Source organism: Rubripirellula tenax, from assembly GCF_007860125.1.
Taxonomy (GTDB): domain Bacteria; phylum Planctomycetota; class Planctomycetia; order Pirellulales; family Pirellulaceae; genus Rubripirellula; species Rubripirellula tenax.
This window is the reverse complement of the sequence record NZ_SJPW01000005.1, coordinates 249,924-272,435: the sequence shown is the minus strand read 5'-3', so window position 1 is coordinate 272,435 and position 22,512 is coordinate 249,924. Positions and strand designations below refer to the sequence as shown.

Sequence of the window (22,512 nt, the reverse complement as noted above, 5' to 3'; positions counted from 1 at the left end):
GTAAAAACCTTCCGTTAGCCGCCCCTAGTCCAATGGGTTCTCTGTTCACCTACATCGACGATGCAGCGTTGTTTCCGTGTGGCGGCACGCAATGCCATCACTGCGAGACCGAATCCGCTCCGATCTTCAACTTCGACGGTGAGATCATCGACGCGAAATTGGCTGCCAACCCACAGTTCGCCCGCGACGAACCGGAGGTGTCCGAACTCTGTGCTGGATGCATTCTTGGTGGCAACATTCGCAAGGACATCACCCCCGAAATCCAAAAGACCATCAACCGCTTCGCGGCTGACAATGATTCCGCACGAGCATCCTTTTGCAGGACGCCTAGCATTCCCCTTTTCCTGCAATACAACGACTGGCCCATGTGCTGCGGAGACTGGGCTGAGTTCTTTGGCATTCCTCAAACTGCGGACGAATCCGAAGCTGTTCCGCAACGCTTTCACTATTGGGAACGGGAACCGCGTGATTGGACATCCGACTACGCACTTCGACCTGAGTCCCTACGTGAGATCAGCCTTTTTCGTTGCACTACTTGCGACCGCCAACTGTTCACTTGGCAATTCACGTAGCACAACGGGGCGGCTAACATGGTTTTTACGCTAGGCCTTCGGCACACCTTCGTTGGTAGGCAACGGGCGCTCGCGTTGGTACAATTTTTCGTGATTCAAACACCACCGCTTCGGTAACGGCGGTGTCGTAAAAACCTTCCGTTGGCCGCACGAGATCATTGTTGCACGAGCTTCACCCCAATCTGCTCTGGCTAGGCCACGCGTTTGACGTTCGCGAACCTCGTCCGTTGTTCGACGCTGGCATCACCGCTGTTGTTGACGTCGCCTTTGAGGAGCCACCCGCTCAACTACCACGGCAATTGCTCTACCTCCGCTTCCCGCTCAATGACGGTGGCGGCAATGAGCCGTCCGTTCTTCGGTTTGCGGTTCAATCGCTCGTCGACTTGCTCCACTCGGAAACTCGCACGATCGTTGCCTGTTCCGCTGGTATGTCGCGTTCGCCCACAATTGCCGCCTATGCGCTCGCATGCCATCTCGACATCACCCCCGAAGTTGCACTCGAACGTATCGCCGCGATCAAATCACTGGAGATCAAGGGCCAACTTTGGTCTGATGTGGCTGGCGTATTTCCCAGCGTACGGCGGCCAACATGGTTTTTACGCTAGGCCCTTCGGGCACACCTTCCTCGTTTGGCAACGCGGGCTGGCATTGGTATAATCTCTCGTAGTTCAGGCATCGTTCGCTTCGTTCAGGGCGGTGTCGTAAAAACCTTCCGTTGTGGGACGCTAGCCTTTCGATGCCCGATGATCCTGAATCTCTGCACAGCACGAACGCGTCTCGCGAAAACCTGCAGCTGATTCTTTTCTTCGTGATCGTCGTCCTGTTGCTCGGCGCGTGCATCGCTGCTCCACTTCTTGTTGCTGCGTGGGTTCATCCCGCTGCGGGGGTTTTGGCCGCGATTCTTGCGATGATCGCGTGGGCATATCTCGGCCCGCCTCCGATGCCCGGCGTTCTCAACGGGATCGTCGCCCTGACTGGTTTGGCGGTCATTTTTGGTGTTTTGGTTGTTTGCTTAATTAAAACTGTCTCGCTGTGGCTGGCCTGATGCGCGGACGGCTTGCACGTCTTCTCATATGGATGCGTTTCTGGTCGTTCTCGCGTCCCACAACATGGTTTTTACGCTAGGCCTTCGGCACACCTTCGTTGGTAGGCAACGTGCGTTGGCATTGGTACAATTTCTCGTGATTAAAACTCCACCGCTTCGTTTAGGGCGGTGTCGTAAAAACCTTCCGTTGCACGACCTCAGTTTACCCAATGCGCGCTGGTGTCAAACTCGATTCCGAAACCGTTGGCGATGGCCGCGTTGCCACTCGCGGCGACACTGTTACGATCTCGTACCACCTGATGCTCAACCGGGGCGATGTCGTCCAATCGCATGACGCCTACACGTTCACGCTCGGTGCGCGTGATGTGATCGCCGTGCTAACCTATGGCGTCGAGGGCATGGCGGTTGGTGGCCGTCGATGCTTCCACGCTGGCCCGCATCTCGGTTATCGCGACGTTGGCGTAGAGGGCGTAATCCCACCGAATGCTGTACTGCACTTTAACGTCCGATTGCTCTCCGTGTCGCGTGATTCATGCTGACGACTTACATATCGCTCGGAATGGAGGCTTCTACCGTTGTGCAGCGGTCGTGCAACATGGTTTTTACGCTGAGGCCTTCGGCACACCTTCCCACTTTGGCAACGCGGGCTGGCCTTGGTACAATTTCCGTCGTTCAGACATCGCTCGCTTCGTTTAGGGCGGTGTCGTAAAAACCTTCCGTTAGGCGACCAAGACCAATCAAATGCTATCCGCACTCTTTGGCGGTCGTGACCGCCTGACGAAACTTGCACAATACCCTGACCAGTCCGGTTTTATCCGCGAACTAGCCACGTCGGACGTTCACGTTCTCACCGTGCCCTTTGATACCGACGTTGATCCTGAAACGATGACCGCTGACGAACTTGCAGCTATCGTTGAGGCCTCTGCAACTGAACTCGCACGGGACGACAAGGGCTTTTCACCGTTCACCTACACCGCCGATGGCGCCAAAACTCTTCCGTTTTTCACCTCGCAGAAACTTGCGCAGAAATTCGTTCAATCGTACGTCAATCGCGTTCGTAAGATCATCCCCTTTGGTGTTCTCGAAATCCGTGGTGACGCTCTCCCGTCGGTCATGGACGCTGCTGACCGTTGGTTACTCAACGCTGGAACCAAGCATGAAACCGATGTTACAACTGCCTTGCAGACGCTCTTCCAAGTGTTACGCGAACCGTAGCGCATTGGTCGCCTAACATGGTTTTTACGCTAAGCCTTCGGCACACCGCTGACGTTTGTTCAAGCCTCCCTCCGGTGGTAGAATCTTTCGTACTTCAGACGTCGCTCGCTTCGTTTAGGGCGGTGTCGTAAAAACCTTCCGTTGTGCGGCACAGGCAGACAGATGCATCCGTGTGCATCCGTGGCTCTCCTCTGTGTTCTCGGTGTCCTCTGTGGCTCAACCGATCACCGGCCAATCCGATGGTCGCGCGAGCCGCAGCCAGCGCTCGAACGTCATGATTCACCGCTGGCTGCGCGTCGTGCGACTAACGCGATTGTCAACCTTTGCCACATCGATCTCAAGCTTTTTCCTTCGCGTCTTTGCGCCTTTGCGTGCCAAATTCGCTGCTATCCTTCATTTTCTTGCCCCCCATCTTTCTGCCAATCGACCACGCAATCCCCGCGCAAGTGCCGCACAACATGGTTTTTACGCTAGTCGCGGCTGTCGTCGTTGGAGAATCGTTCGGTGCGCAAAGTCAATCGCTGCGGTCACGCTCCCTCTGGCGCAGGCCCGCGATCACCTTCGCTCTTTGGCAACTGGCGCTGGCATTGGTATAATCTTTCGCAACACAAAGTCACTCGCTTCGGTAACGGCGGTGACGTAAAAACCTTCCGTTGTCCGCTCCAAGTTTGCCATGGGTCCAAAAACCACCGAACTTTGCGAACGTCTCCGTGAGATATCTGCGTTGCTTCGTGCCGCTGGTGAGACTCACTGGGCGAAATGGATGGATACGTCACTTCGTCGCATCGAGAACAGTGACCTGTCTGGCGTCGATCATCTGCTTGGCGCGTTTGGCGGCATGGGCAGCTTCAACGACCTGATCTTGATGTCCGCGAATGGACACTCTGTCTCCGATTCCGACTACCGCGACGTCAACGATCGCTTGGATTCGCTCCGATCTCAGCTCGCCGAACTTGCACGCGAAGTCCGCCGCAATGCCGTTACCGAATGACTGTTGCCAATGGAGACCGCAATGGGCGGACAACATGGTTTTTACGCTAGGCCTTCGGCACACCTTCCAACTTTGTCAACGCGGGCTGGCTTTGGTACGATTTGTCGTAGTTCAGGCATCTCTCGCTTCGTTTAGGGCGGTGTCGTAAAAACCTTCCGTTGTGCGACCAAACCAACCGCGATTCAATCTTCGTACGCAGACCGCTACCCCCAATTTTGATTGTGAGTTACCCATGTCCGATGACGGAAACTATGATGCAAAAACATCGGGATTCATTCACGCAATCTACGTTAGCAAACGCGGGATTGAGCTGGTCGTCGACAAATCCGAAAAATCGTCCGCCAACAGCGACTCGCGGCTGACTTGCCGACTAGACCGTTCCGTATCGCACTCAGACAACATGCTTCAATTGGCCCAGACTGCGTTGCTCAACAACCTAGCGGTTAGCCTGCTGGGCTACGGTGATGACCGTGACGACACACTTGAGTTCGACGAAATCCGTATCTCACGCGACGTAGACCTTGTGTAGCAGCCAATGGTCGCACAACATGGTTTTTACGCTAGGCCTTCGGCACACCTTCGTTGGTAGGCAACGGGCGCTGGCGTTGGTACAATTTCTCGTGATTCAAACTCCACCGCTTCGGTAACGGCGGTGTCGTAAAAACCTTCCGTTGCACGACGCTAGTCTTTCATGCACCCAACCCGATTCGAAAACACGTCCGAGCATCCACTGGCGCTCTACCTCGAACCTTGGGGCATGGACTACTGGCTTCTGACCGGCGACATTTTCGACGTTGTGCCCGCCGCTGATGCGGCTGATGACTTCCATCTTCACGTGGTTCACTCTGGCGACGCGATTCAGGTTTACGTCGAGGGTGCCGGTGGTGCAACTGTGTGTCGCGATGGCGTTGAACTTCCGTGCGGGTTCCAGCGTCCAGACTCACCATAACTTCTCGCCATTGCGCGGTCGGCTTGCATGTTCTTCCGGATGGGGCATCCTCTGGCGATTCCCGCGTCGTGCAACATGGCTTTTACGCTAGTCGCTGCGCGATCACCTTCGCTCTTTGGCAACGGGCGTTCGCATTGGTACAATTTCTCGTAACTCAGAGTCAACCGCTTCGTTCACGGCGGTGACGTAAAAACCTTCCGTTATGTGACCTCAACTAATGAATGTCGGCGACGTTTGCGACGGCGTGGTGACGCGACTCGAACATTTCGGCATGTTCGTTGACGTCGATGGCGTACCCGGATTGCTACGTGTCGTTGATTTAACTTGGGCCCGCATCTCGCACCCATCCGACATTGCAGCTGTTGGTGACACAGTGCGATTCCAGATTCTCCAGCTGCATGATCCTGCAAAACGCCCTCAAGAGCGTTTCAGCGGTTCAATCAAAGTCCTGCTGCCAAAACCGGATTGCGCGGACGGGGATACTGCCCCCTGATGGTTCCTGTTTTCGCGGCACAACGGTCACATAACATGGTTTTTACGCTAGGCCTTCGGCACACCTTCGTTAGTAGGCAACGGGCGTTGGCATTGGTACAATTTCCCGTGATTCAAACTCCACCGCTTCGGTAACGGCGGTGTCGTAAAAACCTTCCGTTATGTGCCACGGCCGACTGGTGATTCAGCCCATGACTGACGCCCAAGCACTCTTTGTCGCCTGTCTTCCAGACGTGTTTTGCGACATCGACTATGCAATCCGCGCGCATTCTTTCTCGCAGCGCATGGCTGCCGTCTCACCACAATTTGCCCGCGACGCCATTGGCATTGCCTCAACGCATGGGTTCGTTGAAACCAACGACGCCGGCAACGCACGTCTCGCGTCAGACCTTCAATCCGAACGTGATGCCCTAACTGAATCCGAGGGATTCGCCGAACTTGCGCAGGCAGAACTCGCAGATTTGTTGGTTCAGCGTTCTCGTAGCTCCAGTGGCACATAACATGGTTTTTACGCTAGGCCTGCGGCACACCTTCGTCTTTTGGCAACGATCGCTGGCTTTGGTACAATTTCTCGTAGTTCAGGCATCGTTCGCTTCGTTCAGGGCGGTGTCGTAAAAACCTTCCGTTAGGCGACCAAGACCAATCAAATGCTATCCGCACTCTTTGGCGGTCGTGACCGCCTGACGAAACTCGCCCAATACCCTGACCAGTCCGGTTTCATCCGCGAACTGGCGTCTTCGGACATCCACGTTCTCACCGTCCCTTTTGACACTGACGTCGACCCCGAAACGATGACCGCCGAAGAACTGGCCGCAATCGTTGAAGCATCCGCCACCGAATTGGGGCGTGACGACAAGGGCTTCACCCCGTTCACATACACCGTTGATAGCACGCGGACCTTGCCGTTCTTTTCGTCTCAGAAACTCGCTAAGAAATTCGTGCAATCGTACGTCAATCGCGTTCGCAAGATCATTCCATTTGGCGTACTCGGAATTCGCGGCGACGTCCTTCCGTCGATCATGGACGCTTCCGACCGTTGGATGCTCAACGCTGAGACCAAACATGAAACCGATGTCACGACTGCCCTTCAAACGCTCTTTCAAGTGTTACGCGAATCGTAGCGCATTGGTCGCCTAACATGGTTTTTACGCTAGGCCTTCGGCACACCTTCGTTGGTAGGCAACGGGCGTTGGCATTGGTACACTTCGTCGTAATTCAAACTCCACCGCTTCGGTAACGGCGGTGTCGTAAAAACCTTCCGTTGTAGGGCACTAGCGTTTTGGATTCCGATGGATGACTCGACTCCAATTCCCGGCTTCTCCGAAATCTCTGACTGGCCGACACCACCCGCGTTGCCTTTGTCGCTTCAATCGCACGGCTTCTATCGCGACCCAAATCCGTATTGCACCCACTACGTTGACATCGTTGACGCTGACGGCAACGTCTTCCCGTTTTTCTTTGAACGCTTCCTCGGTCGATTGTGCTATGGTGCGACCAACGAGACCAGCGATGATGCCGCGTTCGTGACATCCGGGAGCGCCTTGGCTGATGACGTTTTCGCGGTGATGACCGCCGCTCTTGAAAACGATGACCTTGATGATGCCGACCGCCTCCGTGACGTGATGGATCGCGGTCTTCACTGGTCGCAACGCTGAATCTCGCACCCCCGTGCCCTACAACATGGTTTTTACGCTAGGCCTGCGGCACACCTTCCATGTTTGGCGACGCGGGCTGGCCTTGGTACAATCTTTCGTAGTTCAGGCATCGTTCGCTTCGTTCAGGGCGGTGTCGTAAAAACCTTCCGTTAGGCGACCTACCGTTTCATGAAGCACAACAACGGATGGAACACTCAGATCGCATCCGACATTCATCGTGATGGTCTTGGCGTCGAACTGCTTGGATTCAATGGCGAAATCGTCGCTGAGGTCTTCCGTTGCGACGCCGACAACTCAATTGTCGTAACCTGCTGGTCGCGCCGTGTCACTGACGACGTGCTCAACTGGCTGCTGCCGTACAGCGAAACGGAGCTTCAGAGCTTTGAGGACGGCACACCGCTTCCGCCGAGTGCTGAATGGCAGGTAGAACGTGATCCGTAGTTCGCCGGTCGCCTAACATGGTTTTTACGCTAGTCGCGGCTGTCGTCTTTGGAGAATCGTTCGGTGGGTAAAATCTATCGCTTCGGTCGCGTTCCTTCTGGTGCCAGCCCGCGAACGCCTACGATCTTTGGCAACGTGCGTTCTGTTGGTACAATGTTTGGTGTGCGACGTTTTCCGCTTCGATCAGAACCGGCGTCGTAAAAACCTTCCGTTCTGCGACGCTGGCGTAAGTTGCGCGGACGGGGGGCGCTCGACTTGGAGCGTCCATTGGGAGTTCGGCGTCAATCGCTTCGTTTGTATTTTCGTCTGTCCATGATACGTTACGTCCACTGGTGGTTCGCTGAGATAGCGCGGACGGTGCGCTGACGTTCGCCGCGCAGCGGCGCGCTATACATTTGCGGCGTGGCGACTTTGCGTGCGATTCCAGCGCGGGGTGCGCGGTCGGCTTGCATGTCTTCCGAAATGGAGGCTGCATTGGCGATTCGACGCGTCGCAGAACATGGTTTTTACGCAAGGGCCTTCGGCACACCTTCGTTGGTAGGCAACGGGCGTTGGCATTGGTACAATTTTTCGTGATTCAAACTCCACCGCTTCGTTTGGGGCGGTGTCGTAAAAACCTTCCGTTGGGCGACCTAGAATAAATGGAATTGAAACCGCTCGACATTCGCGAAGACGTGTCGATACAACACGCGTACTTCCAAACGCCCCTTCCCACTCCGCCACATCTAGATGTTTTGGTTGTTCGGTTTAATGGCGTTTCCGGCTTCGGTTGTGCAAACAACGACGACGCAAACTACATGGCTGCGATGATTCACGCGGGCATCGTGGCTTGGGACCCATCTGCAATCCTGCTCGACCTACGCGAAATGGCCTACGAATGGGGCGACATGATGGCCAATCCACTCTGCGCCGGTTTTCGCCATTACGCTGACGGTTCTGATTTGCCACTCGCCGTTGTTGTCTCCGACCTTAACCGCGAAGGCCTGACCTCTTTGGTTACCGACGGAATGCACAGCGTCGATCCTGCATCCGTTCTTTTTGAGACTACAGAGGCTGCGATTGTGCAACTCGACAAGGCAAATAATGCCTTGGACTCTCGATTGTAACGTCGCCGGTCGCCCAACATGGTTTTTACGCTAGGCCTTCGGCACACCTTCCTTTGCACTTCAAGCGGGGCTGGCGTATCATTAGCTGTTCGTGATTCAACCTCCACCGCTTCGTTTGGGGCGGTGTCGTAAAAACCTTCCGTTATCCGCTCCGAGTCGAATATGGACTCCGACATAATTCCGCTCATTCACACATATCAGCGGCACGTCGCCGAAGCAATCGCTCTCTTTCGCAACAACCTTGGTGTTCGTGGTCACCTTCTTCGCGCTTGGCGCCGTTCCTCACTGCCACCCGACCCGGCCGATGCTGATGATGGCCCCGCCATTCCCCAACGCGGAATACTGGACGCGGACCGGAACATCACATACTCATTCCACGGCATCGGATGCCGACTTGAATTCGGCGATCACATGGTCGATTTCGACTTTGGCCCCGATCAACGATTCGACGGGTTTGACGCTTGGCGATTGCACCTGCTCGCAGAGTCGCTCCCTGAATTCCAACAATTCTCCGATGTGGACATCGCCCAACAACACTTATCCCAATTGGCGACAGCCGGTCGAATAACCAAACTCGACTCAACAATCGGTAGCCATCTCTATTTCTTTACCAACCCCTACGACAGCAGAGCGTAACGCCAGCGCGGCGGGCGGATAACATGGTTTTTACGCTAGGCCTTCGGCACACCTTCCATGTTTGGCAACGCGGGCTGGCATTGGTACAATTTCCTTGATTCAGGCATCGCTCGCTTCGTTCAGGGCGGTGTCGTAAAAACCTTCCGTTAGGCGACTTACCGGTTTCCATGATTGACCAAATTGCTGCTCGCGACTTCTGGTGCTTTGGGCAGCTCTACGCTGTTCTTGCAGCGTTTGCTGATGATCCCTCAAACACCATCAGCCGAATTGGTGGGGGACGCATATCGGTCCCCGACGATCAAGCCAATGAGCTACACAATTTTCGGACGACTGTCCTTGCCAATTACCCGGACGCAGCAGAACTTGAGCTGATGCAGGTGGTCGCCCGCGTTGACTCAATTCTCTCCGAGCGAAGCCGGGGCAGCGCCCAATTCGACGAGTACTTTTGGACGAATAAGGCGTTCGCAGATCATCCTGATTGGGACCGCATTCGGATGATGGCGAGAGAATTCCTCGTCCGCTGAGCCGCATCGTCGCCTAACATGGTTTTTACGCAGGGGCCTTCGGCACACCTTCCATGTTTGGCGTCGCGGGCTGGCCTTGGTAGAATCACTCGTAATTCAGACATCGCTCGCTTCGTTTAGGGCGGTGTCGTAAAAACCTTCCGTTGTGGGACGCTAGGTTTTCGGCTCCTCCGGTAAACCCTTTTTGTTGTTTCGACCGTTAATGCCTTTGAGCGTTGGTTGGTGATTCGCCATGCAATGACGCCTGATCTGCGGCCGCGACCGTGACGGACTGCTCTCGTTGATCCATCTGGCGCTGGCATCAACTTCTGTGCGGTTCCCGTATCTCCGTGCAGCGACTTTCTTTGTGCCGTCGTTGTGCGAACTTCCTGTCCCGCATCTTTCGTGTATTTCGCGTCTTTCGTGGTTCGCCATGCTCGGTTGCGCTGTCCTTGTATGTCTTCTCGGATGGAGACCGTTTTGGCACTTCAACGCGTCCCACAACATGGTTTTTACGCAGAGGCCCTTCGGGCACACCTTCCACGTTTGGCAACGCGGGCTGGCCTTGGTATAATCTTTCGTAGTTCAGACGTCGCTCGCTTCGTTTAGGGCGGTGTCGTAAAAACCTTCCGTTATGTGACCTACCGGAAACGCCTCGCGACGGAACGCTCAATGAAATTCACACTGCAATCGTTCGCCGTGACTGGGTTGGCGTCCATCGTGCTGGCCGGATGTTCGTCGCCTGCATCACAGGCGTCGCCTGAATCAGTCCGCGACCCGCTCGGGATCGACCGCGCGGTCAATGACTATTACTTTCCCAACGGTGTCCCTGCCGCAAACGGCCATTCTGATTCCGTGGGCAGCGACGCGGACGCTGGCGGGGCCGTTGATTCATCCGCAGTGGACGATCTGCCGTAGGTTGCCGGTCACATAACATGGTTTTTACGCTAGGCCTTCGGCACACCTTCGATGTTTGGCAACATTCGCTGGCCTTGGTACAATTCCAGTAGTTCAGGCATCGTTCGCTTCGTTTAGGGCGGTGTCGTAAAAACCTTCCGTTAGGCGACCTACCGATGAGTGATCGCAAGCGTTTCCCGCTTGGTGCTGATGGGCCGTTTTACGTGCTCTACGAATGCTGCACTGCCTGCGAGATTCCCCTGACGGAGGCACCCGACCTCATGGCAATGCATGAGTCTGACGATCCCAACGAATGCGGCTACCATTGCTACTTCAAGCGTCAGCCAGAAACCGACGCGGAATTGCAACGGGCCATCAACGCCATGCACGTGCAGGATTTGGGTTGCATCCGTTATGGCGGTTCCGATTCATCCGTACTGTCTCGACTGACGTCACTCGAACTCGACGAACACTGCGACGAACTTGAACCCAAGCGGGATGGCTGACCTCACCATAGGGTTCCGGTCGCCTAACATGGTTTTTACGCTAGGCCTGCGGCACACCTTCGTCGTTTTGCAACGCTCGCTGGCCTTGGTACAATTTCCGCTAGTTCAGACATCGCTCGCTTCGTTTAGGGCGGTGTCGTAAAAACCTTCCGTTACACGCCCCTAGTTAATGGCAAATCCGTACCAATCCCCAACGAAGACGACGCAACACGCTCAAGCATCGCCATATTGGTACGTGCTTTTCTACCGACTCTATTGGCCCGCGTGGTGGATCGGCACTGCACTGATTGCTGGCAGCTGGTTCAACATCGTTTCGCCAACCGTTGGCTGGATTGGCTTCGGTCTCGCTGGCGCTGCATCACTCGGTGCATACGTCCTTCCGTCTCTTGCTGGCGTCAAACCCGAAGACTATGTCGTCCTTGATTCGCGGTTGCTCAACTCCAAGGGCGAGGCGTACTCCAATGCTCTGGAGCGATTTTCCAACGGTGCAACACTCATGTACGACGGTGTCGCATTTGGCTTCCGCCCAGACAACGAAATTGCATGCGGTGTTGTGGCGCAATCGCCCAACATCAATGAAACCGAGGCTCGCGAAATCGCCGACCATGCTCAATCCGTGTTCGACACCTTAACTGCATCGTCACCCGAATTTGCTTCGTCTGTGGCTGGACAGACTTTTCGCATATCAATCATGTCCGGCATGGACGCAAATGCTACGGAACTCTTCCGCGTCGTTGATGGCAGCATCGAATCGCGGGTCTGACGGGGCGTGTAACATGGTTTTTGCGCAAGGGCCTTCGGCACACCTTGGCTCTTTGGCAACGGGCCATAGACTTGGTACAATTTCTCGTAGTTCAGGCATCGTTCGCTTCGTTCAGGGCGGTGTCGTAAAAACCTTCCGTTGTATGTCGCAGGTGAATCACTCTGGCTGACCAAACGCTCTTTTTGATCGTCCGCGATGTCCTCAACCGGGAATGGGACCCCATTGGTGTCCGGGATCACGTTGACGACGAATACGACAACTACGCCAACCGTGTCACTGCGATGCTCTCCGCCGGTGACGACAGTCCAACAATCGGCCGATACCTTAATCGCCTACTATCAACTTCAATGGGACTGACGCCAAACCCACCACATTGCGACCATGTCGCACGTTCTCTCGCCAACGCTTACCACGCGTACTTGCTTTGCCCTGAACTGAAGGTCGTGCTTTCCGCCGAAATTGAGAATGGCAACGTAATTGCAGAATCTTCTGTCGGGTGGCCGCGTGAATCATCCGTGTTTATACGGTTGCAGCGTCCTGTCACCACCGATACGCCCGCTGGGATCGACCGGCGCGACATCGGAGACCCACACTATTGGGATGCCGAACTGTACCACCATCGCTCAGGCCACGTTCTGGCATGGTGACCTATCCGCCGCTTCAGCGACATACAACATGGTTTTTACGCTAGGCCTTCGGCACACCTTCCTTGGTTGGTCACGCGGGCTGGCGTTGGTACAATTTCCGTAGTTCAGGCATCGTTCGCTTCGTTCAGGGCGGTGTCGTAAAAACCTTCCGTTGGGCGGCAACTCCCGTATGGAAATCATTCGCATCACCGATCAACGAAACGGAACTCTCACCGAGTTTTACGCTCGCGAGAGCGATGGTTACCGCAATGGTGGTTCCGACACCAACGCTGACATGCTCGCAAACATGGTTCGCCTGCTCGACGCGCTTGCTGGCGTTGATGGCCCAACGCTCTTTGGGGTCACGTCACACTTCCGCTTGCGTTTGCTGAACATTGACGACTATCGTGCTCCAACGGTTGCCACAATCCAACCTGTGATCGACGGGCCAAAGACATTCGGCTTCGACATCGCCTATCCTATGCCCAACAGTGACTCACCTTGGGACAACGCGTGGGTTCGTGGGCTTGCATTCGACGCTGAAATGGCCGTTCCAATGGTGCTTTCGGCGATCCGTCACTCAGCAAACAACGCGTAGCCCATGCTCGTGTTGCCGCACAACATGGTTTTTACGCTAGGCCTTCGGCACACCTTGGCTCTTTGGCAACGGGCCATGGCTTTGGTAGAATCTACCGTAGTTCAGACATCGTTCGCTTCGTTTAGGGCGGTGTCGTAAAAACCTTCCGTTGTGCGACCTAACCGCACTATGCCGAAACACCACATCGACGCCCTTTCACACGCCCTAACGCAACGAGGTTGGACAATCGTCTCGACGCGCTCGTTGGACGACTTTCCGTGCGACGCCCACGCGTGGACGATCGAACGTGGCCACGCGCAGCTCGAAATTCAGTTCGATCGCTTTGACGCGATGGGCAACGATGTTCCGCTGCATAAATCGTGGGGCTGCGCCGTTCATGACCACCGCGACGTGTCGCTGTCTTTCGGCAAGCCTCCCGGATGGGCTGGTGAACTAGCGTCATTTATCGCCGCGTTAGACCTGCTGCCGTGAACGGTCGCACAACATGGTTTTTACGCTAGGCCTTCGGCACACCTTCGTTGGTAGGCAACGGGCGCTGGCATTGGTACAATTTCTCATGATTCAAACTCCACCACTTCGTTTGGGGCGGTGTCGTAAAAACCTTCCGTTGGGCGGCAAAGATGTTTGGCATACACCTCGTTTGCTCTTCGTGCTCTTTCGACATGCTCACCGGATGGAACCACCACGGCCCCGGTGTCGCCGTTGTTTGCCTCGACTGCGGGCAACAGATCGACTTGACCGGCCGACCCGAAAGCGAATTCGGCCCGAACGACGAGCCGTGCGACGTACGGCTTGTGTTTGAATCGCCGGACGCCCCAGAAGGTGTTGACGTTGGCGACGTGGTCGGGGCTGCAGTCATTCGCTCTGCAGCGCTCGATCAAACTTTCGGTATCATTCCTACGTCCGTCGATCTACAATGCCCTCGCTGCGATTCCGCAAATCTCGCCGCTGGGTTGGCCGACGGCACGTCGTGCCCTTCGTGCAAGACCGGTACGATTTCACACGGTGGCAGTGCGATCTACTAGCGCGTATTGCCGCCCAACATGGTTTTTACGCTAGGCCTTCGGCACACCTTCGTTGGTAGGCAACGGGCGCTGGCATTGGTACACTTTCTTGTAATTCAAACTCCACCGCTTCGTTTAAGGCGGTGTCGTAAAAACCTTCCGTTGTGCGAACTACCGTGAAGTGCCGCAAATGCAAAACTCGTTGGTCGGCCGCATGGCAAGCTGGTCCCGGAGGATCAATGGCCCCTGCCGGCTACCTTGTCGGCGCGATCCCCGTGGTCCTCATCGCGGTCGCACTCACATACTGGGCTGACCCACTTGCTGGCATACCGTTCTTTCTGCTTGCTTTCGCGTGCATCATTGGCTCACTGCTCGGATGTGGGTATCGCGATTCTGGGAATTTCGGACCGGGATCGTACTGCCCAAAGTGCAATGAACGTCATTTCATCTGGCCATGGTGCTTCTAGCTCCACCGTTCGCACAACATGGTTTTTACGCTAGGCCTTCGGCACACCGCTGTCGTTTGTTCAAGCCTCCTTCCGGTGGTAGAATCTTTCGTAGTTCAGACATCGCTCGCTTCGTTCAGGGCGGTGTCGTAAAAACCTTCCGTTAGGCGACCTAGTCGTTCGATGAATCACGCCGAAATACGCTCTCGATTCCGCGACGCAGTCGGCCCCGCCCGTTACTGCAAGTTTGTTGTCGAAACACATCGCTCCGGCCGCTTGCGTTACTGGCAAGAACAGCTTTGGGAACCGTTTGCCGCTGAACATTCGCTTCACCTTGAGTTCCCTGCACTCAAAGACTGTTGCGCTGTGTGCCACGTTCACGGATGCCGCCTCGATACCGACACTGTGCCGATAATCTACGGCACACCTATCACTCCAACTGACGCAGAGCTAAACGTTCCCCAAACGCTTTTCCCATGTGCTGGGCTTGCGGCTGGTGGTGGCTGTTGCGTTGGCGAACAAACGACTGCCGACGTTCAGTTTTGCCCTGATTGCCGTACCGCTCACGAACGCTGGGTGTCGCAAGTATTCAAACGCGACATAGCCACGGCAGATTCACAAGAGATTCGGCTCTATCTAGCCGCAAAGGCTTCCAAGTTCAATGCGGAATCACCAACCGATTGCCTGCTCCGATACTACAAATCGTGGAAGCCGCCACGAAGCCCTGCCGATTCGGCACTTGCCGACATCGTCGCTGTCGTGACTGAAATACATCGAGCCGTAACGACAAATGATCCACGCGTTGACGTTGCCGCTTTGTTAAGCTCCGTCTATCCGATGTTTGCTCTTACGGCTTCATGTGACACCGATTCGATGATTCTTGACCACTGCAAAATGCACTACATTGCCGCCAATGCGATCGTCCATGGGTAGGTTGCCGGTCGCCTAACATGGTTTTTACGCTAGGCCTTCGGCACACCTTGGCTCTTTGGCAACGGGCCATGGCCTTGGTACAATTTCTGGTAGTCCAGACATCGCTCGCTTCGTTCAGGGCGGTGTCGTAAAAACCTTCCGTTGTGCGGCCACTACCGTGAACTACGCTCCAGCTTTTATTGTCTTGCTCGCGCTGTTGGTTACGTCCGGTTGTACCAAACCAACACCCAAGGAAACCACTGGTAACGTCATGACCGATCCCGCTGGCTTGACCGAATCGTCGATGAACTTCGACCTCGAAAACGTGCAACCATTTCTTCTGCGCATCGCCAAACATATTGAATCTGGCTTCACCGATGCTGAAATCAAGACCGTCGCTGAATTCGTTGCCAATACCGACGTTGAGGATGAACGTGAAATGACGCTATCGGTTGTCGCGGACGGGCAATCAACACCGCTTGTAATTCGTGCGTTCATGGATGACATCGACGCGCCTGATCTTTACTTCTTCACATCTGCCAACCTCGCTGCGAAAATCGACGCTGAATTCGAGTCGTTCTGTGAAGAACTCGGAATCTAGTGGTCCGTGGCCGCACAACATGGTTTTTACGCTAGGCCTTCGGCACACCTTCCAACTTTGTCAACGCGGGCTGGCCTTGGTACAATTTCCCGTAGTTCAGACATCGTTCGCTTCGTTCAGGGCGGTGTCGTAAAAACCTTCCGTTGTGGGACGCTAGGTTTTCGGCTCCTCCGGTAAACCCTTTTTGTTGTTTCGACCGTTAATGCCTTTGAGCGTTGGTTGGTGATTCGCCATGCAATGACGCCTGATCTGCGGCCGCGACCGTGACGGACTGCTCTCGTTGATCCATCTGGCGCTGGCATCAACTTCTGTGCGGTTCCCGTATCTCCGTGCAGCGACTTTCTTTGTGCCGTCGTTGTGCGAACTTCCTGTCCCGCATCTTTCGTGTATTTCGCGTCTTTCGTGGTTCGCCATGCTCGGTTGCGCTGTCCTTGTATGTCTTCTCGGATGGAGACCGTTTTGGCACTTCAACGCGTCCCACAACATGGTTTTTACGCAGAGGCCCTTCGGGCACACCTTCCACGTTTGGCAACGCGGGCTGGCCTTGGTACAATTTCTCGTAGTTCAGACATCGTTCGCTTCGTTTAGGGCGGTGTCGTAAAAACCTTCCGTTCTGCGACGCTGGCGTAAGTTGCGCGGAGGCGGCGCTCGACTTGGAGCGTCCACTGGGAGTTCGGCGTCAATCGCTTCGGTTGTGTTTTCGTCTGTCCGTGATTCGAGGCGTCCACTGGTGGTTCGCTGAGGTCGCGCGGTCGGTGGGCTGACGTTCGCCGCGCAGCGGCGCGCGATACATTTGCGGGCTCGCGACTTTGCGCGTGATTCCGGCGCGGGGTGCGCGGTCGGCTTGCATGTCTCACGAAATGGAGACTGAATTGGCGATACGACGCGTCGCAGAACATGGTTTTTACGCTAGGCCTTCGGCACACCTTCGTTGGTAGGCAACGGGCGCTGGCATTGGTACAATTTCTCGTGATTCAAACTCCACCGCTTCGGTAACGGCGGTGTCGTAAAAACCTTCCGTTGTACGCCTCAGGTATCACTGATTGCACACCTGCTATTTTTTATCCGCGTTCTCTGGGCATCGCCGTACACAATGCTTGGCTTGCTGATCGGCGGCGTCGGCCTTTGCTTCGGTGGCCGTGTTCGCATTCGTGGCCGCGCGATCGAATTCTACGGTGGCGGCACAAAATGGTTCGTCCACCGACTACCTCACGGCCAATTCACTCTCGCGCTGACGCTGGGCCACACCATTCTCGGTCAAACCGATGCGTCGCTCGACATCTCTCGCAAGCACGAGGCGGTTCACGTCGCCCAATATGAACGCTGGGGGCCTTTCATGCTGCCTGCTTATTTCCTGTCGTCCGCCTTCATGTGGCTGACCGGTCGCCGGTTCTACCGCGACAATCCGTTTGAACGCGAGGCCTACGATGTTGATGGTGGCGAGCATGATCCGTAGTGCAACGGCGTACAACATGGTTTTTACGCTAGGCCTTCGGCACACCTTCGTTGGTAGGCAACGGGCGTTGGCCTTGGTACAATTTCTCGTGATTCAAACTCCACCGCTTCGGTAACGGCGGTGTCGTAAAAACCTTCCGTTGTGCGGCACAGCTGCCACCTATGCCCGAAGACCAATACATTGATGGCTACCGTGTTCTGCGGCGTTACACTGTCGCCGAGGCCGAAGCCGAGCACGTAGTGGTTACCGGCTGGCTCTGGTGGCGGAAACGCACGCCGTTCGGCTTCAGCAATCACCACTGGCTCGCCATGATCTCGCAAATGGCTGACGGCGACGAGCTTTGGTACACGTCCGCACCGCAAGAGGAATGGGATCGTAATATGGGCAATTCCGGAATCTTGCTTGTTCGCGATGGCAAGGTTGTTGATTCTCTCCTGCTGTCATTGAACTGAACCTGCACCCAAGTGCCGCACAACATGGTTTTTACGCTAGGCCTTCGGCACACCTTCCAACTTTGTCAACGCGGGCTGACCTTGGTACAATTCTTGTTAGTTCAGCCATCGTTCGCTTCGTTCAGGGCGGTGTCGTAAAAACCTTCCGTTGGGCGTCACAGACAAATGGAATTGAAACCGCTCGACATCCGTGATGACGTGTCTGTCACGCACGCGTATTTCCAAACGTCGCTTCCCTCTCCTCCGCACCTCGACGTTCTCGTCGTACGTTTCTCTGGCAAATCCGGCTTTGGTTGCGCCAACAACTCCGACGCCATCTACATGGAGGCCATGACTCGCGCCGGCATCACTGCGTTCGACTCAGTGGGCGTGATCCTCGATTTACGCGAACTGGCCTACGAATGGGGCGACATGATGGTCAATCCGTTCGCTGCTGGACACAAACACTACGTTGACGCCGACCTACCCGTTGTTGCGGTGATTTCTGACCTCAACCGCGTTGGTCTCACCTCGCTTGTGGCTGACGAAATGCAATCCGACCCCACCAATCTACTCTTTGAAACCATGGAAACCGCACTCACGCATCTTGATGCCGCGTACAATGATGGCAAACCGCTTCTGTAGCGCATGTGACGCCCAACATGGTTTTTACGCTGAGGCCCTTCGGGCACACCTTGGCTCTTTGGCAACGGGCCATGGCCTTGGTGCAATTCCTCGTAGTTCAGGCATCGTTCGCTTCGTTTAGGGCGGTGTCGTAAAAACCTTCCGTTAGCCGCCGCTAGTGTTCTCTAAACGCAAACATCTTCCGACTGTTGCGCTCGTTGGCCTGCCGTTGGTTGGCACGTGCGTCGGTGTTGCGCTCGGTGCGATCTATCCGCCTCGGAATCCAATCGACTACTGGCCCACCATCGGCTTTCTCGGCGCAGGGTTCGCGGTCGTCGGGTTGCTGTTCGGCGTCCTCACGTGGCTCTGGATGCGCGGTCGCGTTTCGGCCGTCGTCGCGTTATCTGCCATTGCGATTCCGGCCTGTACGTTCGGTTGGTTCATCAACGGAAAGGGCGGACGCTGGGACAACGCGTGGTGGTTTGGACTCGTCGGGTTCATCGCCTGCGTTCTCTTTTTCGTGCGGTCGGCAAACCTGATCGCAAACCGTGATCGTGATGCCCGCGGCGGCTAACATGGTTTTTACGCTAGGCCTTCGGCACACCGCTGTCGTTTGTTCAAGCCGCCCTCTGGTGGTAGAATTTTCCATAGTTCAGGCATCGTTCGCTCCGTTTAGGGCGGTGTCGTAAAAACCTTCCGTTGTCGGGACGAGACTAATGAATGCCCGCGAACTGATCGCCTCGACCGACTGCACCATCTCAAAGCGGATCGACGCGGTAATCGCTGGCAACTTTGACAACCACTTCATCATCACCGATAGCGAGAACACGTCACTTGATCCCACCGCGATGATTCTTGTCACCGCGCCTGACTTTCTCGCCACGCTCACGGCTGCCGGCGTTCCTCCGCGTGGTGGCGGTAACTTCGCCTTTGGTGGACCATCAACGATTGATGGTACGTTTTCCCCATGCGATTCCGGTGAATACCCACTGCAAATGACGTCTTTCACGTTTATCGAGATGCGACGTAAACGCCGACCTCCAATTCGCATATTCCCGCTTGCGGCCGATTCCTGATGGACACAGTATCTCCGCTGCATCGCCCGACAACATGGTTTTTACGCTAGGCCTTCGGCACACCGCTGTCGTTTGTTCAAGCCTCCATCTGTTGGTAGGATCATTCGTAGTTCAGACATCGTCCGCTTCGGTTAGGGCGGTGTCGTAAAAACCTTCCGTTGCACGACCTCAGTCGAATGTGATCGCATGCAAAACCGACGCGGCGAGACGCTAATCGACCTACTGATGTCAACGGTTCTACCAATCGTTGGCGGCATCACTGCGGGACTGGTTCTCAAATCGTTCACGTCGCTACCGTTTTGGGCGTGCTTGCTGATCGGCATTCCCGTTGGCACCGTCACTGCGTGGGCGCTGTTCGTTGGTGTCGCTTTTCTGTTCCACAAGGCCATTGCAGAACCGCTCGCAGCCTCACGAGAACGACGTAGACAGGAGATTCGAGACCGTTACGACGGGCAGTGACCTATTGCGCTGTCTTTGCAGCCGTCACGCAATGGAGGCTTCACACGCGATTCAGCGGTCGTGCAACATGGTTTTTACGCTAGGCCTTCGGCACACCTTCGCTGTTTGGCAACGATCGCTGACGTTGGTAGAATATCTCGTAGTTCAGGCATCGCTCGCTTCGTTATAGGCGGTGTCGTAAAAACCTTCCGTTGTCGGACCTCAGTCGTCATGAATCACCGCCGTGAGAAACGCCACATCGCAGAGGGTGGAATGCCACCCGGCGCTGTCGCTGCTGACACGACCCAACAGGTCCACGTCAGTCCTTACGGCTCCGCCAAAAAGTTCTACGTTGACGTAGCGTTCAAGTGCAAAGATTGCGGTGCTGACGAGGTCTGGACTGGTGAACAGCAAAAGTGGTTCTACGAAGTCGCCAAGGGATCGCTTTACGCAACTGCTGTGCGATGCCGGGACTGCCGGAACCGATTAAACGATCAACGTGAATTGCAGCGTAAGCAGATGGATGCCGCCGACGAGGCCAAACGAAATGGATAGCGTTTTGGCGGGGCACGGTCCGACAACATGGTTTTTACGCTAGGCCTTCGGCACACCTTCGTTGGTAGGCAACGTGCGCTTTCATTGGTACAATTTTTCGTGATTCAAACTCCACCGCTTCGATTGGGGCGGTGTCGTAAAAACCTTCCGTTGGGCGGACGAAATCTTGGACGTGGGCGACGAAATATCCGGCGTTGTCGCAAAGGTTGTGCGGAAGCGTGACAACAACTCAGTCATCGGCCTTTTGCTTGACGCTGGCCTCCCCGCGTTCGTTCCCCGGTCGTTGATGCCGGATCAACAGGTTGCACAGATCGACGGGCTGGTGGGCCGCCGGGTTGATGGCATTGTTCGGATTGTTGATGAAAAACGCCGCACGGTGGTTGTTACGCCTACTCGATTTCACGAATTCCCGCCCGCAAAACCGACTCATAGCTATTTGACCGACGAATACCTCTTGCTATTAGTGGACAACCTTCGTCCGCATGTCGATCCCGATGACAACGAACGCTATCTCGGCGACGAAAGCGCGCGAAATATCTTGGTCGCAATTTTTGACCACGACGCCGGTAGTGATCCTGACGCGTGGCAGCAATACATCAGCGAACGCCGCCCAACATGGTTTTTACGCTAGGCCTTCGGCACACCTTCGTTGGTAGGCAACGGGCGCTCGCATTGGTACACTTTTTCGTGATTCAAACATCGTTCGCTTCGTTGAGGGCGGTGTCGTAAAAACCTTCCGTTACGCGACTCAATCGAATCATGACGCTGGTCGTTCCCGAAAATCCGACCTTCAACGAACAGCAGCACTTTTGGTGGTGGCACGACCCTGCGTCTGACCTCGAAGTGAACATCGCAGGCAATTCTGACGGCCCGTTCACAGAACACGTTGAACTCGCGGGTTCGGCGCTTGACAACCTTGAACAACTCAAATCGTCTTCTGCCGATTACATCTCAAAATCTCTGGGTATCACGCTTCCGCCGCCAACTGACTGGGAACTCCGCTGGCTGTCCTCCGGTGTTGGTCAAACCGGCGACGCCTTGGAATGCGAACTAACCATGACCGCTGATGATGAATACGTCCTCTGGAGCGTTCGGTTTATTCACGTCTTGGACTCCGGTCACTTTACGCCTCGGGGCATTTCGCGACGTCAATGGTAGCGCAGAGTCGCGTAACATGGTTTTTACGCTGAGGCCCTTCGGGCACACCTTGGCTCTTTGGCAACGGGCCATGGTCTTGGTACAATCGTTCGTAGTTCAGACATCGTTCGCTTCGTTTAGGGCGGTGTCGTAAAAACCTTCCGTTGGGCGACCTACCGTGACCCACTTCGACCAGTTTCTTTTGGCGGTTCGCGACCTTCCTCCCAATGACGACCTATTTGGTGGCGACTACCTTATCAATCCGCCAAACCCAGACTACGGCTACCACTCGACGCCTCTGAATGCATTGACGTTCTCGACCATGGGCGTCGACGGGGTGCACACTGCTATCCTCACCGAAGAAGGTCGCGTGACAGATGATTCACCGGTTGTTTACGTTTCTCCTTTGGACTCGGACGACTGTTCTGTCATCGCCAAGAACTTTCTGGCGTATCTGGCGGATGGATGCGGCGTCCCAGAAACCGAAATGGTTTCGTTGCTGGCACAGGGTTCCGATTCACTGATCGCGATGATCCGCGACAAATTCGACAGTTCGTCGATGCTGGACGATTCTCGTCTCGCCAACTTGGGGCGTCTGCACGGCGATCGCATTGTCCGACGCCCCCTGTAGCTTACCGGTCGCCCAACATGGTTTTTACGCAGAGGCCCTTCGGGCACACCTTCCATGTTTGGCAACGCGGGCTGGCCTTGGTACAATTTCCGTAGTTAAGACATCGTTCGCTTCGTTTAGGGCGGTGTCGTAAAAACCTTCCGTTAGGCGACCTAGAGTGAACATTGTTCTACACGGCTGGTGTAACCTTTGCGGCGCTGAGGACT

At 55.4% G+C, this 22,512-nt stretch carries 34 protein-coding genes; all 34 read left to right on the top strand.

Annotated elements, in window-relative coordinates:
• Positions 1–32: 32 nt before the first annotated feature.
• The 34 genes from Poly51_RS19330 (at position 33) to Poly51_RS19140 (ending at position 22,306) form a co-directional block, all read left to right on the top strand.
• A complete protein-coding gene (locus tag Poly51_RS19330) occupies positions 33–572 on the top strand; it encodes a CbrC family protein (RefSeq protein ID WP_146459430.1) in 540 nt (179 codons plus the stop codon).
• Between the two features lie 161 nt (positions 573–733).
• Complete coding sequence (locus Poly51_RS19325; protein ID WP_186775675.1) at positions 734–1,177, top strand: protein-tyrosine phosphatase family protein; 444 nt, start codon at positions 734–736, stop codon at positions 1,175–1,177.
• A 131-nt stretch (positions 1,178–1,308) separates the two neighbouring features.
• Positions 1,309–1,617 (top strand): hypothetical protein, encoded by a 309-nt coding sequence (locus Poly51_RS19315; protein WP_186775674.1) that lies wholly within the window; start codon positions 1,309–1,311, stop codon positions 1,615–1,617.
• Positions 1,618–1,826: 209 nt separating this feature from the next.
• On the top strand, positions 1,827–2,156 hold the full coding sequence (locus Poly51_RS19310) for an FKBP-type peptidyl-prolyl cis-trans isomerase (RefSeq protein WP_146459426.1): 330 nt from the start codon (positions 1,827–1,829) through the stop codon (positions 2,154–2,156).
• 202 nt (positions 2,157–2,358) lie between these two features.
• On the top strand, positions 2,359–2,832 hold the full coding sequence (locus Poly51_RS19305; protein WP_146459425.1) for an SseB family protein: 474 nt from the start codon (positions 2,359–2,361) through the stop codon (positions 2,830–2,832).
• A 673-nt stretch (positions 2,833–3,505) separates the two neighbouring features.
• Positions 3,506–3,823, top strand: coding sequence for a DUF6966 domain-containing protein (locus tag Poly51_RS19300; protein WP_146459424.1), 318 nt, complete (start codon positions 3,506–3,508; stop codon positions 3,821–3,823).
• Between the two features lie 232 nt (positions 3,824–4,055).
• Complete coding sequence (locus Poly51_RS19295) at positions 4,056–4,352, top strand: hypothetical protein (protein WP_146459423.1); 297 nt, start codon at positions 4,056–4,058, stop codon at positions 4,350–4,352.
• A gap of 162 nt (positions 4,353–4,514) precedes the next feature.
• Entirely contained in the window at positions 4,515–4,772 is a 258-nt protein-coding gene (locus Poly51_RS19290) for a hypothetical protein (protein WP_146459422.1), read from the top strand.
• Between the two features lie 217 nt (positions 4,773–4,989).
• Positions 4,990–5,265 carry a S1 RNA-binding domain-containing protein gene (locus Poly51_RS31855; RefSeq protein WP_146459421.1) on the top strand — a complete coding sequence of 92 codons (276 nt, stop codon included), beginning with the start codon at positions 4,990–4,992 and terminating at the stop codon, positions 5,263–5,265.
• Between the two features lie 190 nt (positions 5,266–5,455).
• Entirely contained in the window at positions 5,456–5,764 is a 309-nt protein-coding gene (locus Poly51_RS19280; RefSeq protein WP_146459420.1) for a hypothetical protein, read from the top strand.
• A 147-nt stretch (positions 5,765–5,911) separates the two neighbouring features.
• Positions 5,912–6,385, top strand: a complete 474-nt coding sequence (locus Poly51_RS19275; RefSeq protein WP_146459419.1) for a hypothetical protein — start codon at positions 5,912–5,914, stop codon at positions 6,383–6,385.
• A gap of 168 nt (positions 6,386–6,553) precedes the next feature.
• Positions 6,554–6,919, top strand: coding sequence for a hypothetical protein (locus Poly51_RS19270; protein ID WP_146459418.1), 366 nt, complete (start codon positions 6,554–6,556; stop codon positions 6,917–6,919).
• A 168-nt stretch (positions 6,920–7,087) separates the two neighbouring features.
• The gene (locus Poly51_RS19265) at positions 7,088–7,360 is read left to right on the top strand and encodes a hypothetical protein (protein WP_146459417.1); all 273 of its coding nucleotides are present in this window, start codon (positions 7,088–7,090) and stop codon (positions 7,358–7,360) included.
• A gap of 641 nt (positions 7,361–8,001) precedes the next feature.
• Positions 8,002–8,466, top strand: coding sequence for a hypothetical protein (locus Poly51_RS19255; protein ID WP_222435895.1), 465 nt, complete (start codon positions 8,002–8,004; stop codon positions 8,464–8,466).
• Positions 8,467–8,628: 162 nt separating this feature from the next.
• On the top strand, positions 8,629–9,102 hold the full coding sequence (locus Poly51_RS19250) for a DUF6896 domain-containing protein (protein ID WP_146459414.1): 474 nt from the start codon (positions 8,629–8,631) through the stop codon (positions 9,100–9,102).
• 167 nt (positions 9,103–9,269) lie between these two features.
• Positions 9,270–9,626 carry a hypothetical protein gene (locus tag Poly51_RS19245; protein ID WP_146459413.1) on the top strand — a complete coding sequence of 119 codons (357 nt, stop codon included), beginning with the start codon at positions 9,270–9,272 and terminating at the stop codon, positions 9,624–9,626.
• A gap of 651 nt (positions 9,627–10,277) precedes the next feature.
• Positions 10,278–10,523: a hypothetical protein gene (locus Poly51_RS19235; RefSeq protein ID WP_146459411.1), complete on the top strand. Its 246-nt coding sequence runs from the start codon at positions 10,278–10,280 to the stop codon at positions 10,521–10,523.
• A 155-nt stretch (positions 10,524–10,678) separates the two neighbouring features.
• Positions 10,679–11,008, top strand: a complete 330-nt coding sequence (locus Poly51_RS19230; protein ID WP_146459410.1) for a hypothetical protein — start codon at positions 10,679–10,681, stop codon at positions 11,006–11,008.
• A 169-nt stretch (positions 11,009–11,177) separates the two neighbouring features.
• Complete coding sequence (locus Poly51_RS19225; protein WP_146459409.1) at positions 11,178–11,771, top strand: hypothetical protein; 594 nt, start codon at positions 11,178–11,180, stop codon at positions 11,769–11,771.
• Between the two features lie 347 nt (positions 11,772–12,118).
• On the top strand, positions 12,119–12,418 hold the full coding sequence (locus Poly51_RS19220) for a hypothetical protein (RefSeq protein WP_146459408.1): 300 nt from the start codon (positions 12,119–12,121) through the stop codon (positions 12,416–12,418).
• A gap of 169 nt (positions 12,419–12,587) precedes the next feature.
• Complete coding sequence (locus Poly51_RS19215; protein ID WP_146459407.1) at positions 12,588–12,995, top strand: hypothetical protein; 408 nt, start codon at positions 12,588–12,590, stop codon at positions 12,993–12,995.
• 168 nt (positions 12,996–13,163) lie between these two features.
• Positions 13,164–13,466, top strand: coding sequence for a hypothetical protein (locus Poly51_RS19210; RefSeq protein ID WP_146459406.1), 303 nt, complete (start codon positions 13,164–13,166; stop codon positions 13,464–13,466).
• A 1,555-nt stretch (positions 13,467–15,021) separates the two neighbouring features.
• Positions 15,022–15,378: a hypothetical protein gene (locus Poly51_RS19200; RefSeq protein ID WP_146459404.1), complete on the top strand. Its 357-nt coding sequence runs from the start codon at positions 15,022–15,024 to the stop codon at positions 15,376–15,378.
• Between the two features lie 55 nt (positions 15,379–15,433).
• Positions 15,434–15,958, top strand: a complete 525-nt coding sequence (locus Poly51_RS19195; RefSeq protein ID WP_146459403.1) for a hypothetical protein — start codon at positions 15,434–15,436, stop codon at positions 15,956–15,958.
• 1,093 nt (positions 15,959–17,051) lie between these two features.
• Entirely contained in the window at positions 17,052–17,414 is a 363-nt protein-coding gene (locus Poly51_RS19190; RefSeq protein WP_146459402.1) for a hypothetical protein, read from the top strand.
• Positions 17,415–17,575: 161 nt separating this feature from the next.
• Positions 17,576–17,866 carry a hypothetical protein gene (locus Poly51_RS30590; protein WP_186775673.1) on the top strand — a complete coding sequence of 97 codons (291 nt, stop codon included), beginning with the start codon at positions 17,576–17,578 and terminating at the stop codon, positions 17,864–17,866.
• Positions 17,867–18,031: 165 nt separating this feature from the next.
• Positions 18,032–18,490, top strand: coding sequence for a hypothetical protein (locus tag Poly51_RS19180; RefSeq protein ID WP_146459400.1), 459 nt, complete (start codon positions 18,032–18,034; stop codon positions 18,488–18,490).
• A gap of 157 nt (positions 18,491–18,647) precedes the next feature.
• Complete coding sequence (locus tag Poly51_RS19175; RefSeq protein ID WP_146459399.1) at positions 18,648–19,043, top strand: hypothetical protein; 396 nt, start codon at positions 18,648–18,650, stop codon at positions 19,041–19,043.
• A gap of 142 nt (positions 19,044–19,185) precedes the next feature.
• Positions 19,186–19,545 (top strand): hypothetical protein, encoded by a 360-nt coding sequence (locus Poly51_RS19170; RefSeq protein WP_146459398.1) that lies wholly within the window; start codon positions 19,186–19,188, stop codon positions 19,543–19,545.
• Positions 19,546–19,731: 186 nt separating this feature from the next.
• Positions 19,732–20,004 carry a hypothetical protein gene (locus Poly51_RS19165; protein WP_146459397.1) on the top strand — a complete coding sequence of 91 codons (273 nt, stop codon included), beginning with the start codon at positions 19,732–19,734 and terminating at the stop codon, positions 20,002–20,004.
• A gap of 210 nt (positions 20,005–20,214) precedes the next feature.
• Positions 20,215–20,538, top strand: a complete 324-nt coding sequence (locus tag Poly51_RS19160) for a zinc-ribbon domain containing protein (protein ID WP_146459396.1) — start codon at positions 20,215–20,217, stop codon at positions 20,536–20,538.
• Positions 20,539–20,821: 283 nt separating this feature from the next.
• The gene (locus Poly51_RS19155; RefSeq protein WP_146459395.1) at positions 20,822–21,169 is read left to right on the top strand and encodes a hypothetical protein; all 348 of its coding nucleotides are present in this window, start codon (positions 20,822–20,824) and stop codon (positions 21,167–21,169) included.
• Positions 21,170–21,297: 128 nt separating this feature from the next.
• Entirely contained in the window at positions 21,298–21,696 is a 399-nt protein-coding gene (locus Poly51_RS19150) for a hypothetical protein (RefSeq protein WP_146459394.1), read from the top strand.
• Positions 21,697–21,853: 157 nt separating this feature from the next.
• Entirely contained in the window at positions 21,854–22,306 is a 453-nt protein-coding gene (locus tag Poly51_RS19140) for a hypothetical protein (RefSeq protein WP_146459392.1), read from the top strand.
• The last annotated feature ends 206 nt before the right edge of the window (positions 22,307–22,512 follow it).